The 15,808-nt window shown below is 64.1% G+C and carries 20 protein-coding genes and 1 tRNA gene; 9 read left to right on the top strand and 12 right to left on the bottom strand.

Features of this window, described 5'->3' with window-relative positions:
* Positions 1–227: 227 nt before the first annotated feature.
* From JQ572_RS01100 to JQ572_RS01075, 6 genes are all read left to right on the top strand, one after another.
* Positions 228–380, top strand: coding sequence for a hypothetical protein (locus JQ572_RS01100; protein ID WP_211381143.1), 153 nt, complete (start codon positions 228–230; stop codon positions 378–380).
* Positions 381–701: 321 nt separating this feature from the next.
* The gene (locus JQ572_RS01095; RefSeq protein WP_211381142.1) at positions 702–1,844 is read left to right on the top strand and encodes a helix-turn-helix transcriptional regulator; all 1,143 of its coding nucleotides are present in this window, start codon (positions 702–704) and stop codon (positions 1,842–1,844) included.
* Between the two features lie 246 nt (positions 1,845–2,090).
* Positions 2,091–2,636, top strand: a complete 546-nt coding sequence (locus tag JQ572_RS01090; RefSeq protein ID WP_211382380.1) for a sigma-70 family RNA polymerase sigma factor — start codon at positions 2,091–2,093, stop codon at positions 2,634–2,636.
* Complete coding sequence (locus tag JQ572_RS01085) at positions 2,633–3,280, top strand: ChrR family anti-sigma-E factor (protein WP_211381141.1); 648 nt, start codon at positions 2,633–2,635, stop codon at positions 3,278–3,280. The genes JQ572_RS01090 and JQ572_RS01085 overlap by 4 nt, the downstream gene beginning before the upstream one ends.
* Positions 3,281–3,358: 78 nt before the next feature.
* A complete protein-coding gene (locus tag JQ572_RS01080; protein ID WP_211381140.1) occupies positions 3,359–3,943 on the top strand; it encodes an RNA polymerase sigma factor in 585 nt (194 codons plus the stop codon).
* Between the two features lie 20 nt (positions 3,944–3,963).
* Positions 3,964–4,266 (top strand): hypothetical protein, encoded by a 303-nt coding sequence (locus JQ572_RS01075; protein WP_211381139.1) that lies wholly within the window; start codon positions 3,964–3,966, stop codon positions 4,264–4,266.
* Positions 4,267–4,323: 57 nt separating this feature from the next.
* On the opposite strand, the gene JQ572_RS01070 is transcribed toward JQ572_RS01075, so the two are convergent.
* The 3 genes from JQ572_RS01070 to JQ572_RS01060 form a co-directional block, all read right to left on the bottom strand.
* Positions 4,324–4,824, bottom strand: coding sequence for a TspO/MBR family protein (locus JQ572_RS01070; protein WP_211382379.1), 501 nt, complete (start codon positions 4,822–4,824; stop codon positions 4,324–4,326).
* Between the two features lie 2 nt (positions 4,825–4,826).
* Entirely contained in the window at positions 4,827–5,228 is a 402-nt protein-coding gene (locus JQ572_RS01065) for a DUF2177 family protein (RefSeq protein ID WP_211381138.1), read from the bottom strand.
* A gap of 158 nt (positions 5,229–5,386) precedes the next feature.
* Positions 5,387–6,193 (bottom strand): DUF1295 domain-containing protein, encoded by an 807-nt coding sequence (locus JQ572_RS01060; RefSeq protein ID WP_211381137.1) that lies wholly within the window; start codon positions 6,191–6,193, stop codon positions 5,387–5,389.
* A 231-nt stretch (positions 6,194–6,424) separates the two neighbouring features.
* Between JQ572_RS01060 and JQ572_RS01055 the strand changes: the two genes are divergently transcribed.
* Genes JQ572_RS01055 through JQ572_RS01045 form a run of 3 tightly spaced genes read left to right on the top strand, consistent with a single transcriptional unit; the run spans position 6,425 to position 9,750 of the window.
* On the top strand, positions 6,425–7,735 hold the full coding sequence (locus JQ572_RS01055; RefSeq protein WP_211382378.1) for an NAD(P)/FAD-dependent oxidoreductase: 1,311 nt from the start codon (positions 6,425–6,427) through the stop codon (positions 7,733–7,735).
* A 4-nt stretch (positions 7,736–7,739) separates the two neighbouring features.
* Complete coding sequence (locus JQ572_RS01050) at positions 7,740–8,528, top strand: DUF1365 domain-containing protein (protein ID WP_211381136.1); 789 nt, start codon at positions 7,740–7,742, stop codon at positions 8,526–8,528.
* Positions 8,529–8,532: 4 nt separating this feature from the next.
* On the top strand, positions 8,533–9,750 hold the full coding sequence (locus JQ572_RS01045; RefSeq protein WP_211382377.1) for an SAM-dependent methyltransferase: 1,218 nt from the start codon (positions 8,533–8,535) through the stop codon (positions 9,748–9,750).
* Positions 9,751–9,817: 67 nt separating this feature from the next.
* Here the strand turns inward: JQ572_RS01045 and JQ572_RS01040 are convergent.
* The 9 genes from JQ572_RS01040 to JQ572_RS01000 all read right to left on the bottom strand — a co-directional run bounded on the left by JQ572_RS01040 (position 9,818) and on the right by JQ572_RS01000 (position 15,770).
* Positions 9,818–9,893 (bottom strand) — tRNA-Phe (locus tag JQ572_RS01040).
* A 196-nt stretch (positions 9,894–10,089) separates the two neighbouring features.
* Positions 10,090–10,272, bottom strand: a complete 183-nt coding sequence (gene yacG / locus JQ572_RS01035; protein ID WP_211382376.1) for a DNA gyrase inhibitor YacG — start codon at positions 10,270–10,272, stop codon at positions 10,090–10,092.
* A 146-nt stretch (positions 10,273–10,418) separates the two neighbouring features.
* A complete protein-coding gene (locus JQ572_RS01030) occupies positions 10,419–11,048 on the bottom strand; it encodes a Maf-like protein (protein WP_211381135.1) in 630 nt (209 codons plus the stop codon).
* Positions 11,049–11,193: 145 nt separating this feature from the next.
* Positions 11,194–11,661: an arsenate-mycothiol transferase ArsC gene (locus tag JQ572_RS01025; RefSeq protein WP_211381134.1), complete on the bottom strand. Its 468-nt coding sequence runs from the start codon at positions 11,659–11,661 to the stop codon at positions 11,194–11,196.
* A gap of 5 nt (positions 11,662–11,666) precedes the next feature.
* Entirely contained in the window at positions 11,667–12,164 is a 498-nt protein-coding gene (locus JQ572_RS01020) for a UPF0262 family protein (RefSeq protein ID WP_211381133.1), read from the bottom strand.
* A complete protein-coding gene (gene hisD, locus JQ572_RS01015) occupies positions 12,161–13,456 on the bottom strand; it encodes a histidinol dehydrogenase (protein ID WP_211381132.1) in 1,296 nt (431 codons plus the stop codon). The genes JQ572_RS01020 and hisD overlap by 4 nt, the downstream gene beginning before the upstream one ends.
* A gap of 157 nt (positions 13,457–13,613) precedes the next feature.
* On the bottom strand, positions 13,614–14,063 hold the full coding sequence (locus tag JQ572_RS01010) for a DUF2948 family protein (RefSeq protein WP_211381131.1): 450 nt from the start codon (positions 14,061–14,063) through the stop codon (positions 13,614–13,616).
* An 82-nt stretch (positions 14,064–14,145) separates the two neighbouring features.
* Complete coding sequence (locus JQ572_RS01005) at positions 14,146–14,805, bottom strand: NAD(P)H-binding protein (RefSeq protein WP_211381130.1); 660 nt, start codon at positions 14,803–14,805, stop codon at positions 14,146–14,148.
* A gap of 26 nt (positions 14,806–14,831) precedes the next feature.
* Positions 14,832–15,770: an SDR family oxidoreductase gene (locus JQ572_RS01000; protein WP_211381129.1), complete on the bottom strand. Its 939-nt coding sequence runs from the start codon at positions 15,768–15,770 to the stop codon at positions 14,832–14,834.
* Positions 15,771–15,808: the final 38 nt, after the last annotated feature.

The raw sequence follows: 15,808 nt of genomic DNA, 5'->3' as shown, positions 1-15,808 counted from the left end.
GCAAGCGGCGGCTGGCGTTGCAGCCATGCACAGATGGCCCTTGATTCATGATCTCAGAGCTTCGGCATCAACGGCGACGCCCCTTGGCCTGAACCGGGCATTTTGGGCAGGTGTTCGGCTGGCGAATACCGCCAGGACAACGTATGAAACCGGTCGCCGACTCGGAATCATCGGTTCGAGGCCTTGCGCGGCACGCACGCCGATAACCCATGCCCAACGGAAACATCATGCCTGTCAATCGCAACATCCTGTTTCTCATTATCGGCGCGCTGGTCGTCGTGGTCGGCGTCCTCGGCTACAACCTCTATCAGGACAAGAAGCAGCCGGAAGGGCTCCAGATCAATCTCGGACCCAACGGCGTCAAGATCCAGAACAAGTGATCAGCGAGCGGCCGGCACGAGCAATGCCGCATGCGCGAGCATCCCTTGAATCAGAACCCGGATGTGGCTTCGCTCATCCGGGCTTCTCGAGTTGATACCGACAAACCCGATCGCAGCTTACGCGCTGCCGCCTCGCCCACAACTGCCTCAGTTTTAATCAGGCGCCGATGCTTCCCAAGTTTTTGTGTTCGGCGTTCCCGTTGCGCCGCGGAATCGCAATGCTAAGACCATTGGCTGATGGGATTGTGACGACCTCCTTGCGCTGATGATGCCCGAGCGGACGTCGAGCGACGGCAGTGACTTTGAAGTGAGCAATTTGGAATGCAGCAGGCTTCGGTCGAGAAGTTCTCGGACCTCATCGGCGGTATCTATGATTGCGTGATCGCGCCTGAACGCTGGACCGGAGTTCTGGACGGGATTTGCGCAGAGTTCGGCTTTGCCACCGGCGCGCTCTCGGTCGCCAGCCTCACCAACATGAAGGCCGTCGTCAATGCGGTCTCCGGGTCCGATCTGGCCGAGATGGCACAGAACGGCATCGGCTATGGGGCCGACATCATCGAGCTCTGGGGCGGCGCCGAGCGCATTCAACAATATCCGCTCGGAGAACCCATCGTTCAATCCCAGGCCGTTCGGCAGGACATCATTGCCGGCAACCGCTATTATCGCGAATGGGCCATGCCCAAGGGCTTGTTCGACGCCGTGGCCGTCGGCCTCGTTCGCGACAGGACGATGGTCGGAAATGCGATCTTCAGCCAGCACGAATCGGCCGGCACCATCGACGAAGCGCAGCTCAATGGATTGCGCCTGCTCGCACCTCACATCCGCCGTGCCGTGACGATCAGCAACCTGTTCGACATGAAGGCGGTCGAAGCCACCACATTCGCCGCCACGGTGGAGGCGCTGACGGTCGGCGTCGTCCTGGCCGACGAGGATTCGAACATCGTTCACGCCAACGCCGCGGCCACCGCGATGCTCGCGGCCGGCGATCCGATCGTGGCAAGGCATGGCCGCATCGCCGTTCAATCGGCGGCGACCACCGCCACATTGCAGTCGGCCGTCGCCCAGGCCGCAAAAGACGAGGCGACGCTCGGCCAGAAAGGCATCGGCATTCCGATCCCTCGCCAGGGCGCCTACCCTCTCGTCGTCCACGTTCTGCCGCTGCGGCGCAGCCAGATGCGATCCGGTCTGGTCCAGCGCGCCGCCGCCGCCCTGTTCGTGACGTCAGCCGCGGGCCCGCCGCGACTGCCTCACGATGCGCTCAACCAACTCTATGACCTGACGCCGGCCGAGATTCGCATCTTCGAGCTAATCTGCGATGGGCACACCCGCGACGCGATCTCGGCATTGCTCGGCGTGTCCGTCAGCACCGTGAAGAGCCACCTCGTTCACGTCTTCGAAAAAACGGGTTGCAGGCGCCAGGTCGACCTGGTCAGGCTCGCGAAATCGCTGACGTTCCCGGTGTGAGGCGCGGGGATGACGGCGCGGTCGGCCGGACCCGCCCGGCGACAGGCTCAGGAAAATGTCACGATGAGCATTCCGCGGTGATCCAGCGCCTGCCCTCGTTCGTTCCCAGACCCAGAGGTCGCTTGTCGAGGCGCTATGATCGCTGCTATCCGAGCTTTAGATGCGCCAATCCGGGCGAAAGCTGGTTTTCCCTGGAGGATTGAAGCGCGGCTGTCGACTGGCGCGAGCAAAGGGCCGAAGACAAAGGTGGACTGGGCTGATCTGATCGGACGCGTCGCCTCGACCGGAGACCGGGAGGCCTTCAGGCGCCTATTCGAGCATTTCGCGCCCCGCATCAAGGGGTTGATGCTGAAGGGCGGGTGCAGTTCCGACGAGGCAGAGGAGATTGCTCAAAACGCCATGATCGCCGTCTGGCGGAAGGCGAGCCAGTTCGATCCTGCGACGGCAGGGGCCGCGGCATGGATATTCACCATCGCGCGCAACTTGCGCATCGACTTGTTCCGCAGCAGAGCGCGGGCGGACCGACTGCGGGGCACTTCGGAGCTTCCCGATGCGCCGGATCCCGCCGAGTCCGCGGATGCCGTCATGTCCCGCGTGCAGGATGCCGCGCGGATCAATTCGGCCGTCAAGCGGCTCTCGACGGAGCAATCCATGGTGGTGCGGCTGTCGTTCATCGAGGAGAGGCCGCACCCGGAAATCGCGAGCCTGCTCGGCATTCCGCTCGGAACGGTGAAATCGCGGATCAGACTGGCGATGAACCGCCTGAGAGACATATTGGACGAAGAAGCATGACGATCAGCCATCATCCGCCGGAAGATCTTCTGGCCGACTTTGCGGCCGGCAGGTTGGAAGAGGCCCATCAATTGGTGGTGGGGGTGCATGTTGCAGGTTGTGCACGGTGCGGCCGGTTCGTGCAGGCCATCGAGCAACTTGGCGGCTTGGCGCTCGAAGACGTCGAGCCGGTGCCGGTCGCATCGGATGCGTTCGAGCAGGTGATGTCGCGAATTCACGACGCTCCTGAACAACGAGCGGCGCGGACTGCCGATCTCGCTCGTGGCAGGGACCAGGATGTTCCGGCGGCGCTGCGGAACTACCGTATCGGCAAGCGCAGGCGCGTCGCTCCGGGTCTGAGCATGCGATCGATCGAGCTGTCCGGTTCGGGCAAGGCGCGAGCGTTTCTGCTTCGGTCCGCGCCGGGGACGCGCATGCTCGAACATACTCACACCGGCACCGAGCTGACCCTCGTGCTCGAGGGCAGCTTCAGCCACGAAGGCGGCCGGTTTGGTCCGGGTGATTTCGACTATGGCGACGACGAGACCGACCATCGACCGATCGTGGGCGACGAGGGCCCCTGTGTTTGCCTCGTCGCAATGACGGGCGACCTGCGCATGAACGGCCTGCTCGGCAGACTGATCGGGCCATTCGTGCGGCTTTGATCCGCTTGCGTCCTTTTCCGCCGGGTGATCCGAAGGCGAGCCCGGAGCGTTTCGAAAGGAACGCGAGGGAGACAGGACATGGCCGGCCTAAGCCTGGAACGACAGGCGCAGAGCGAAACATTGCTCGAATTGCTGGCATGCGTTTCTGCGGGCGACGCACGGGCCTTCGCAGAGCTGCATATGCTGACGCGGAGCAAGCTGCGCAGGACTGCGCTCGCCGTCGGAACTCCGCCCCACGACATCGAGGACATTCTTCAGGAAACCTATCTGAAGATCTGGCGCAACGCGGGTCGGTTCGACAGCAGCCGTGCTTCAGCGATGACCTGGATGTCCGCCATCGTCCGGAATACCGCCATCGACCATCTGCGGACCAGGAGACTACCGACTTACGCGCTGGACGAGGCACTTCTGGTTCCGGCCACCGCTGATCCGTCCCGGATTGACGATTTCGACTACGCCCGCGCCGAACCGATCGCGCGCGGCGTGCTGGCTCGTCTGCCGGAAGATCGCCGCCGGCTGGTGGCTCTGGCCTACCTCGAGGGCGAAAGCCGCGCGAGCTTGTCAAGGCGCTTCGGGGTGCCGGTCGGCACCATCAAGACCTGGCTGCACCGAACTCTCCTGGCGGTTCGCAAGGACTGCCTTGCTGCATCGGCCGCAGCCTGAAGCAGGCGAGGAACCCGCGCGTGGCCGCAGAGATCATCGAATTCCCCAACCGTGGACATGTGGACCCGCTTGTGTCCTCTCTTGCGAGGCTCGAGCAGATGGTGAGAGAGGTGGACCGTCTGGCAGCCGATCAGCCCGCGGAAGGCCTCGATCATTTGCTCGGCGTCATGGAGCACCTCGGCGATCGACTGGTCGACCTCGCGCATCTCGTGCTCGACGAAGATGGAAAGCGGAGAGTCCAGATCGCATTCGCGTCGCTGTCCGACAAGATCGCGGAGACCAGGGACGCCTTTGACGGGTGCGATGCACCGAGGGATCCTTGAATTCGGCACCACGCTCGCCTGCTCGACGCCGATGAAGTCAGCTCTGCGCTGTCGACCCTAATTGAGGCGGAGCAGCGACATGTTCAGCAGGGTCGCAAAACCGACCCAGCCGGCATAGGGAATGAAAAGCATCGCTGCCAACCGGTCGGTCTGCCACCGGCGCCAGACAAACGCGAGGATCACGGCCAGCAACGCAACAATGACGCCGAGCGCCACGTCCATGCGATGAAGCGAAAAGAAGATGGGAGACCATGCAAAATTCAGGATCATCTGCAGGCCCCACAATCTCATCGACTTTCCGCGCGGCTCCGCCTCGAAGGTGCGGAATCCCGCCACGGCGATCAGCAGGAACAGGATCGTCCAGACGGGTGCGAACACCGCATCGGGCGGATTGAAGGACGGCTTGTTGAGTGCCGCGTACCACGCTCCCGGACGGTTGAGCACACCGATCAGAAGCCCCGCGGCAGGAACGAGACAGAGGAAAGCGGCGCATCTGGACCATCTGCCGCGCTTCCGCTCGCCATCTTGCCCCAGCGCCCCGTTGTGCGCCCCATGCATGGTCAATGCGCCATCCTTTGAGCGACAAGAAATCCGATCCAGGCACTGACACCGGCGAGGAACGATCCCCAGCACACGTCCGCAAGAGTTAGCCCCGTCGACCAATTCCGCAGCGTTGCCTGGTTGGTCAGATCGTAAGTCGCATAGGTAAAGCAACCCAGCAGCACGCCGGACGTGAAAGCGCGCAGAGCGCTGCCGTCTTGCTGAGCCGGCAGCACCGCGAACCAGATCAAACCGACGGGATAGGCCAGATAAAACACTGCAGCGGCGGCGAGGTCGGGCTCAGACCGCAACATGTCGCCCAGCACCGGCCGGTAAAGTCTCTCGACCATGGTCTTGAGCCAGATCATGTCGAGCGCAACGAAGGTCACAGCCACCGACAGATATGTGAAAAGCAAGCTCATGTCCGGTCTCCCCTCCGGTTGCTTCGCAACCGGTTTTACAAAGGCAACGCCTGCTTAAACGACGCAAGTCCCTCGCCGGATCACGCTGCACACTGGTTCCGCGCGGCTCGCGCGGCCTGTCGGGCCCAGCGAGCCGGATCGCATGGCGCGAAGTCCGATCATTCCGGCGCTGGTCCTGGCGGTCGTGGAAAGAAAGCACTGGTTCGTGCCTGATAGTCCCGATACCGGTGGCCACGGGATCGAAGCATCTGGACCTCGAGCGGAGGTATTCCGGTCACGTGCACGAGGATCCAGTACATGATCGCCGGCGCGATCAGGCTCGCCCAGCCCCATGGGTAGCCCGGCGACAGCGCGATGATCGGATAGGCGAGCCATCCGAGCCATTCGAAGAAATAGTTCGGGTGACGCGACCAGCGCCAAAGCCCGGCATCGCAGACGAGGCCCGCGTTGGCCTTGTTGCGCTTGAAGCGCCGCAATTGCTCGTCGGCGACCGCCTCGCCTGCGATCGCCGCCAGCATGATGGCCGCGCCGGCATAATCCTGAACTCCCAGGTCGGCCCGTGGAGCGTGTGCAGCCAGGAAGACCGCGAATGGCAGCGGCACCGAAGCGAACGCCTGCGACTGCAGGAACGCGAACATTCGAAGCGGCGCCCGTGGGCCCCATTCCTGCGCATAGCTCGCATATCGCGGATCGTCGATACCCGCCGCGGCGCGGCGCGCGATGTGCGTCCCGAGCCTCGCCGACCACAGCAGCACGAGTGTACCCACGAGCATCTGGCGCGCTGGCAGCGCCCCGGCGAGCGGCAAAAGGGCCGCAACCGCTCCAACGAGGCCGACGGAGTAAGTCCAGATCGTATCGACCCACCCGGAGTTGCCCGTTCGCTGCTGAACGATCCAGGCCAGCCCCATCAACACCGAAAGGGCCAGGGCGATGCCAGCGATGGTCAATATTTGCAGGAAACCCATGTCCTCACCGCAAGGAAACTCTGATCATTACGTCCGCCCCAGGCCCCGGTTTCATATCCCGCCATGCGCCGGACGAAAGGGGGTGATCCAGGCCGTCCGTGCCGACGTTTCCTGAGTGCGCGTGTGGCCGGTCAGCTATCGGAGCTGTCCCGAGCCGGGCGACGGACGACATTGGCCCGAAACCGGATGTTCCGGCCGTCGCTGGTGGTATTACAGTGGGGGCGACAGAGCATGCGTTTGGCGGTGATCGGGACGGGAATTGCCGGCAACGCCGCCGCATGGCTCCTGTCCGAACGTCATGCCGTGACGGTCTACGAACGCGAATTGCGACCGGGCGGACACAGTCATACTGTGCGCGTTGACTACGATGGCGAACAGATCGACGTCGACATCGGCTTCATCGTGTTCAACGAGCCAAACTACCCGGAACTGACGTCTCTGTTCGCGCATCTGGGCGTGAAAACCGAGGAGACATGCATGAGCTTCGCGATGTCGGCAGACCATGGCCGATTCGAATGGCGGGGCGGCGGCGAGACCTTCCTGCAGGTCGCCTCCGGTCTGTTCGCTCAGCCGCGTAATCTCTTCTCCCCGTCGTATTTTCGCATGCTGGCCGAGGTCCTCCGCTTCAACAGGGAAAGCGTTTCCGACTTGCGAGCTGGCCGGCTCCAGAACCTCACACTCGGCGAATATCTGCGCAAGGGAGCATTCAGCCCGCGCTTGTTCAGCGATTATCTGGGACCGATGGGAGCCGCCATCTGGTCGTCGCCCTCGGCCGACATCCTCTCCTTTCCCGCGGAAAACTTCACCGCCTTTTTCGACAATCACCGGCTGTTGCATCTGGATCGGCCGCGCTGGCGTACCGTCCAGGGCGGCAGCCGGCGCTATGTCGAGAAGCTCACGGCCAGCTTCAAGGGCTGGATCCGGCTCGGCCGTGCCGTGACGTCGGTCCATCGAACCGAGCACGGTGTGACGATCCGCGACAGTCACGGCAATGAGGACGCCTACGATGCCGTCGTGATGGCTTGTCACAGCGATCAGACCCTGGCGATGCTGTCGGACGCCGACCCGCGCGAGCGATCCATTCTCGGCGCGATCCGGTACGCGCCAAACACGGCCTATCTGCACCGCGACCTCAACCTCATGCCGAAACGCCGCAATGCATGGGCATCCTGGAACTTCCTGCGCTGGCGACGCGAAGCGCCTGCCCAGAACGACGTCGCCGTCACCTATTGGATGAACCGGCTGCAGGGCATCGACGACCGCAAGCCGCTATTCGTCAGCCTCAATCCCCCTTGCGAGCCGGCGCCTCATCTCACTTTCGGCAAGTTCACATTCGCGCATCCACAATTTGACGCGGGCGCGTTCGCCGCGCAGAGGCGTCTTCCCGAAATTCAGGGGCACCGCCGCACCTGGTTCTGCGGCGCCTGGACCGGCTATGGATTCCACGAGGACGGCTTGCGCTCCGGCATCGCCGTCGCCGAGGCACTCGGCAGTGCCGTGCCGTGGCGACGATCCGGCGCGTTGGCGCAGGCTGCTGAGTAGAAAGATGTTGCAAACGAGCGCTCCAGAACGAACGGCGACGTCATCTGCAGCCGCGCTCTACCTGGGCAGGGTGATGCACGCGCGAATGCGGCCTGCGCACCACAGGTTCACCTACCGCGTCATGAACCTGCTGATCGACCTCGACCGGCTCGATGAGGCGGATCGCCAGTCTCGCCTGTTCGGCGTCAATCGCGCCTCAGCCTTCAGCTTTCACGAGTCCGATCACGGGAAGCGCAACGGCGCATCCTTGAGCGACCATGTGCGAAGCCTGGCCGAACAACGCGATATCGATCTGTCGGGAGGGCGCATCCTCCTTTTATGTTATCCGCGGGTCTTCGGCTACGTGTTCAATCCGCTTTCGATCTACTTCTGCTATGGAAGTTGCGGTAATCTTGCGCTGCTGATCTACGAGGTGCGCAACACCTTTGGCGAAATCCATTCCTACGTCCTCCCGGTAGAGGACGCTGCTGCCGGCCGTACCATACGACAATGCCAGGCGAAGGAGTTCTACGTCTCGCCATTCATGGACATGCAAACGCGTTATCGCTTCAGCATTTCCCCGCCCGACCGGCAATTGAAGGTCAGGATCGTGCAGACCGATGAGCATGGCGCAATATTTGCGGCTGCATTCTCCGGGCAACGTCGCCCGCTGACCAGCCGCTCGCTGTTGGCGACGCTCGTCACCCTGCCCTTTGTCACCTTCAAGGTCATCGCGGCCATTCATTGGGAAGCGATCCGGCTTTGGCTGAAGAATGTTCCTTACGTTCCCCGTCCGAACCAACGCCAGATGTGAAGCCATGGATCTCGCAGCCACACACCAGACTGCTCGCTTCGATGACGTTCCCTTCCTCGCGCGGCTCGCCCTGCGGCTTGCTTCGCGGCTCAAGCTTGGCACCGTGGACGTTCGCCTACCCGACGGCAGGACCGTCGCGTTGCGAGGAACGCATCCGGGTCCGTCGGCGACCGTCGAGATCAACAGCTACGCCTTCGCGCGAAGTCTGGTCCTTGGCGGCGATATCGGCATGGCCGAGGCTTACGTTCGCGGCGATTGGAGCACGCCGGATCTATCCCAGCTTCTTTACGTGTTCTGTCTCAACGACGACCTGGTCGACAACGCCTTTGCCGGCAGTGCGCTCGTCCGGCTTTGCCGGCGGGCGCTTCATCGATTGCGCCGAAACACGAGGCAGGGATCGCGGCTGAACATCCACGCGCATTACGATCTCGGGAACGAGTTCTTTGCGGCCTGGCTCGATCCCAGCATGACCTACTCGTCGGCATTGTTCTCGCCCGAGACGACCGACCTGCTCGCCGCTCAACGGCACAAATACGCCCAACTGGCGAAGGCGATCGAGCTGAGGCCCGGCCATACCCTACTCGAGATCGGCTGCGGCTGGGGCGGCTTTGCCGAGTATGCCGCCAGGACTTGCGGCGCAAAGGTATTGGCGCTCACCATCAGCAAGGAGCAGCACGCATTCGCGAGCCGACGAATCCACGAAGCCGGGCTCGGCGAAAACGTCGAGGTCCGGTTGCAGGATTATCGCGATCAGGACGGGCAGTTCGACCGTATCGCCTCGATCGAGATGATCGAGGCCGTCGGCGAGCCATTCTGGCCGACGTACTTCAATCAATTGCATCAACGGCTCAAGCCGGGTGGTCTTGCCGGTATCCAGGCGATCACCGTCCGGGACGAGCTCTTCGACAGCTACCGTCGGCGCGTGGACTTCATCCAGAGATACATTTTTCCGGGCGGCATGCTGCCTTCGCCGAATGTCCTGCGCTCGCTCGGCGAACGCGTGCAAATGCCTTTGGTACGCGAGCAGGTCTTTGGGCAAGACTATGCAAAGACGATCGCGGTCTGGCGAACGAGCTTCGGCCAGGCATGGACGGACCTGACCTCGCTCGGGTTTGACGAGCCCTTCCGGCGGCTGTGGGAATATTATCTGTGCTACTGCGAGGCAGGGTTCAGGGCCGGAAAGATCGATGTCCGGCAGCTGGTATTCGCGCGCCGAAGCTGATGCGACCATCGAACCGCGGCTGCCTCTGCCGGGAGGAGGCCGATCATCGGCTTGGGAAGCGAGGAAATGGTGCCCAGGGGCGGAATCGAACCACCGACACTGCGATTTTCAGTCGCATGCTCTACCAACTGAGCTACCTGGGCATGCTCGACATGAGGGCCAAAGAGATGGTCAAGGCCCATCGAGCGGGCGGTTTATAGTGGGCTGGAAGCTGCCTGTCCACCCGGCTTCGCCTGAAGGCTTCGCCGGCGCGGCCCGGCTGTGCACAAGATCCGGCGGCGTTGCCGCGGCTGGCGCGCGGCAAACCGGAGACTCCTATAAATTATTGATATTATTCAATTATTCTTCGCCATCCGCCTCATCATCCCGGCCGGGAATGACGTAGGAGCCTTTCAGCCAGCGGTTCAGGTCGACGTCGCGGCAGCGCGGCGAACAGAACGGGCGGGTTGCCTCGGACTGCGGCTTGCCGCAGATCGGGCAGGTTTTGAGGGGCGCGGCGGGCTTTTTGGCGTGGTCGTCGATCATGTCGGTAGCTTGTACGGAGTGAGGAAGTTTAAGAGCCTGTCGGCAAACGGGTTCCACGGGCGGCGGCGCCTGCTTCCCCGCCGGAGTCCGGTCGGGCCATTCTACTTTGCATGGGGTTGTTTTCGAGATTTTTGTCAGTGCGCTCACACCGCGGTGGCGTTGAGCCAGCCGAAGCGGATCGGAAAACCCTCGCCGCCAAGCAGCGTGGTGGTCTCGTAGAGCGGAAGGCCGACCACGTTGGTGTAGGAGCCCACCATCTTCACCACGAACGAGCCGGCAATGCCCTGCACGGCGTAGCCACCGGCTTTGCCGCGCCATTCGCCGGAGCCGATATAGGCCTGGATGTCATCCTCCGACAGGCGCTTGAAGCGGACCCGGGTCTCGACCAGGCGCTGGCGGAAGGCCTCGCGCGGCGTGACGAGGCAGATTGCGGTGTAGACCCGGTGGTTGCGACCCGACAGCAGCCGCAGGCACTGCGCGGCCTCGTCGACGAGGTTGGCCTTGGGCAGGATGCGGCGGCCGACCGCCACAACCGTATCGGCGGAGAGGATGAAGGCGCCGCGCAGCTCGTCGTCCAGCTGCACCGATTTGAGCGCCGCATCGGCCTTGGCCCGCGCGAGGCGGTTGGCGCAAGCACGCGGCAGCTCGCCCCGCTTCGGCGTCTCGTCGACGTCGGCCGGCCGGAGCGCGTCCGGCTCGATGCCGGCCTGGTTGAGCAGCGACAGGCGCCGCGGCGAACCGGAGGCAAGAACGAATTTGGGGCGGCCGAGCATCAGGTGATTTGGGGGATGAAGCAGGGGGTGAATTGCGCGCGGAACCTATCGGAAGGGGGCTGATTTCACAACCCGGAACCCGGACTTTACTGATTCGTGGCTTCCGACATGCGTGTGCCCTCAGTCTGTGACGCGGGTGTTACGGCTAGCCGCTCGCCGCGCCGACCTTCGTAAACCGCCTGCGGATGCGCATCAGGAGCTGGTCGCAGACCTCGCGATAGGCAGCGAGCCTCTGGTCGCGGCTGCCTTCGGTGGTGGTGGGATCGTGCGTCGGCCAGTATTCGACGTCGGCGGCGAGCGTGCGGGTCAGCTCCAGCGCCTTGTGGTGCGCCTCCGGCGAGAGCGTGATGATGAGGTCGAAATTCAACCCCTCCCAATCCTCCAGCTCCTCGAAGGTCTGCGGCTTGTGGCTGGAGATGTCCTGGCCGAGCTCGGCCATCACGCTGACCGCGAACGGATCGAGCTCGCCGCGCCGCGCGCCGGCCGACTTCACGTAGAGTCCTTGAGGAAACATGTGCCGCAGCAGGCTCTCGGCCATCGGCGAGCGCACGCTGTTCATGGCGCAGGCGAACAGCACCGATTGTGGATCGCGTGCGCGTGGCGGACCCGCCATCGCGCTTAGCCCTTCCAGTGCAGAACAGTAATGAGGGTGAACAGCCGGCGCGAGGTCTCGAAATCGACCCGCACCTTGCCCTTCAACCGCTCCTGCAGCGTGCGCGATCCCTCGTCATGGATGCCGCGGCGGCCCATGTCGATGGCCTCGATCTTGTCTGGCGTCGCGGTGCGGATCGCCTGGTAGTAGCTGTCGCAGATCATGAAATAGTCCTTCACGATCCGACGGAACGGCGTCAGCGACAACAGATGCGCGACCACGGGCGTGCCGTCCTCGCGGCGGATGTCGAACATCAGGCGGCTGCCGGTAATGCCGATATGCAGCGTGAACGGGCCCTTCCCGTCGGCACCATCAGGCGCGAACAAATTCTGCTCGATCAAATCGTAGATCGCGATCGCGCGCTCGTGCTCGATGTCGGGACCGGAACGGCCGATCGACTCCTCATCGAGCGTGACCGCGACGATGCGATTGGTCGAGTCGTCATGTTCGGGCGGCTGGGTCATGACAGATTGAGGCGCAATCCAATCGAGCGCGAATGGGCGTCGAGCCCCTCCGCCTTACCGAGCGTCATCGCGGCCGGGCCCAGCGCACGAAGCTGATCCGGGCCGCATTTCAGGATAGAGGTGCGCTTGAGGAAATCGTGCACCGATAGACCCGACGAGAACCGTGCCGAGCGCGCCGTCGGCAGCACGTGATTGGAGCCGCCGACATAGTCGCCGATCGCTTCCGGCGTATGCGGCCCGAGGAACACGGCGCCGGCATTGCGTATCCTGGCGGAGAGCGCGTCGGGATCCGTCGTCATGATCTCGAGATGCTCGGCGGCAATGGCGTCGGCAAGGGGAATGGCGTCGTCGAGGTTCTTCACCATGATGATGGCGCCGAAATCGGCCCACGAGGCGCCGGCGATCGCGGCCCGCGGCAGCGTCTTCAACTGCGCCTCGAACGCCTTTTCGACATCGGCGGCAAGGCGCGGCGAGTCGGTGATCAGGATCGATTGCGCGCTGGCATCGTGCTCGGCCTGCGCCAACAGATCGGCAGCGATCCAGTCGGCATTGCCGGTATCGTCGGCGATGACCAGCACCTCGGAGGGACCGGCGATCATGTCGATGCCGACCTTGCCGAACACCAGCCGCTTTGCGGCGGCAACATAGGCATTGCCGGGTCCGACGATCTTGGCCACCGGCGCGATCGTCGCGGTGCCGTGCGCGAGCGCGGCCACGGCCTGCGCACCGCCGACGCGGTAGATTTCGGTGACGCCGCCAAGCGAGGCCGCCGCCAGCACCAGCGGGTTGAGCTTACCGTCGGGGGATGGCACCACCATGACGAGACGCGCCACGCCGGCGACCTTTGCCGGCACCGCGTTCATCAGCACCGAGGAGGGATAGGCTGCGGTGCCGCCAGGCACGTAGAGCCCGGCGGATTCGATCGCGGTGTAGCGCCAGCCGAGCTCGACGCCGAGCGGGTCGGTGAAGCGCTCGTCCTTCGGCAATTGGCGGCGGTGATAGGTCTCGATGCGGTCGCGCGCGAGCTTGAGCGCGTCCAGTGTCGCGGCATCGCAGGCCTTGACCGCAGCCTCGATCTCGGCGGCAGTGATCCGAAGCCCGGATGCGTCCAGCGTCAGCCGGTCGAACTTCGCCGTGGCCTCGAGCAGGGCGGCATCGCCGCGCCTCGCCACGTCGTCGACGATCGCGCGCGCGGCAGCCTCGACGTCGGCCGACACCTCGCGCTTGGCGGCAAGGAAGGCCGCAAATCGCTGGTCAAAATCGGCGCTGCTGCGGTCGAGGCGAACGGGCATTTTGCGACAGTCTTTTGGCTGGTCTTTGGGGGGCAGATTGGCGTCACAAGGCCCCCTGCAATGGCGCGGCGGCCCCCCGCCGTCAACCCTTGAGACGTGTCGTCCCGGCGAAGGAGCGGACCATGCCCGAGCAAATTTGGCTGGTATACCGGCCAGCTTACCCCTCCCCCTCGATCTCCAACCCCGCCCCCAGTTCGTCGCCCCCGAGGTCGGTCAGCTCGCATTCCAGGCATTCGACGTCGAGACGGATGGCGCCGCCTTGGGCGAACAACAGCAGGGCGCTGCCGCTTGGCTCCTCGTCGCGGCCGTCCTGGGGGTGAAACTCGATGCCGACGAGGTCCAGGACGTTGTCCGGCGCGGCAAGGTCGATGTTGCGCGATTTGCACGCGAGCACGCGGTCGAAGCGAAGTGCGGCGACCAGACGGCGCGGCGCGGCGTCGCCGTCCAGCGTCTGCTCCCAGTCCAGCCGGCTCATCCCGACCACAAGCCGCTTTTCGCTTTGCCGCCAGATGATGTCGCCGGTCTCAACGCGGGCGTCCTGGACATGGGCCGAGATCACGGCGAGGTCGTCGGCATCGAGCGCGATCAATTTGAGCTGGGGAGACATCGCCGGTGCTTCTCCTTCAGGGCGGACCGGGCTCAACGCGCGCGGACCGCGAAATTTCCGCGCAAACTAGCGGGCCGGCGGACTAGAGGCTATTGATATCCTCCATCTCCAGCAGCTTCCGCGGATACCCCTCTCGGGCGACGCGGATCATGGCGCGGCCGACCTGCTCGGTCGAGGTGACGAGCCGCGGCGAGAGCCGGCGCAGCACCGACCAGAGTGGCCAGGTCGCGGCATATACGGCCTGCACCCAGGCGGTCTTGGAACGGGCACCGTGCAGGGGTTGGATCGCGCCGGGCCGGAACATGTAGGCGGCCCTGAACGGCAGCTTGAGCAGATCGTTCTCGGTCTTGCCCTTGATCCGCGCCCACATCCGCGATCCCTGCTCGGTGGAATCGGTGCCGGCGCCGGTGACATAGACGAACGTCATTCGCGGATTGAGCCTCGCCAGCGTCGTCGCCGCCGCGAGCGTGAGGTCGTAGGTGAGATGGCGGTAGCGTTCCTCGGTCATGCCGATCGAGGAGACGCCGAGGCAGAAGAAGCAGGCGTCGAAGCCCGTGAGCTGCGCTTCGATCGCCGCGTAGTCGGTGAAATCGCCGTGTATGATTTCGGTGAGCTTGGGGTTGCGCACGCCGGTCGGGCTGCGTCCCACAACAAACACGCGCGCGATGCCGGGATCGATCAGGCATTCGCGCAAGACGCCCTGCCCGACCATGCCGGTCGCGCCGAAGACGATGACTTGCATCGGGACGCTTCCACCAAGGTCGCGGCTCATGCGGCGGCCGCGATTTCGTCGAAGGATACACCGGTCAACGTTGCCGAGACATCCCACAGCATGGCTGCGGCAGCAAGATCCTTCGCCTGCGGCATGACCTTCGCCGGCCTGGGTGGCCCCTTCAATTCGTAGAACCAGTCCGGACCGTAATATCCGCCGGGCTCCGCGTCCGGCGAGGTCGCCGCGAACAGGGTTGGCAGCGCGCCGTCTGCGGCAGACTGGCTGATGAAAGGCTGCAGCCAGCGGCTCACCCGCGACTGGAGGGTGTTGGCGCCCGGGCCATTCGCGATGAGATCGGTCCGCGCGTAGCCGGGATGGGCGGCAAGGCTCGTCAGGCCCCAGCCGGCCGCAAGGCTGCGGCGCTGCAACTCCAGCGAAAACATCAGCATCGCAAGCTTGGACTGGCAATAGGCCCGCCAGGGACGATAGGAATGCTTGGCTTGCAGATCCTCGAAATTGATCGCGCCGGAGCGGTGCGCAAGGCTCGACAGATTGACGACGCGCGACGCCTTCGCACGGCGAAGCTGCGGCAACAGCCGCGCCGTCAGCGCGTAGTGGCCGAAATAATTGGTACCGAGCTGCATCTCGAAACCATCCTCCGTCTGCTGCCGCTTCGGCAGCGCCATCACGCCGGCATTGTTGACGAGGAGGTCGAGCTGCTCGTTGCTGGCGGCAAAGCGCCTCGTGAAATCGGCGACGGATGCGAGGCTGGCGAGGTCGAGATGCTCGTAGGCGATCAATGCGTTGGGAAAGCGCTCGCAAATGCCCTCGATCGCTCGCAGGCCCTTTGCGTCGTTGCGCCCGGTGAGTATGACAATGGCACCGGCGCCCGCCAGCGCCATCGCCGTCTCGTAGCCGAGGCCGCCCGTCGCTCCGGTCACGACGGCGGTCTTGCCGCCCAGAGAGGGGATGTCTGCCGTGGTCCAGTCGGTCATGCCGGTCTCCGTTCGGGGCTGGAATGAGGCCCGCGACC

Source organism: Bradyrhizobium sp. SZCCT0153 (assembly GCF_018129995.1).
Classification (GTDB): Bacteria; Pseudomonadota; Alphaproteobacteria; order Rhizobiales; family Xanthobacteraceae; genus Bradyrhizobium; species Bradyrhizobium japonicum_G.
Note: the sequence above shows the minus strand (reverse complement) of the source record. Positions and strands in the feature narration are given on the sequence as shown.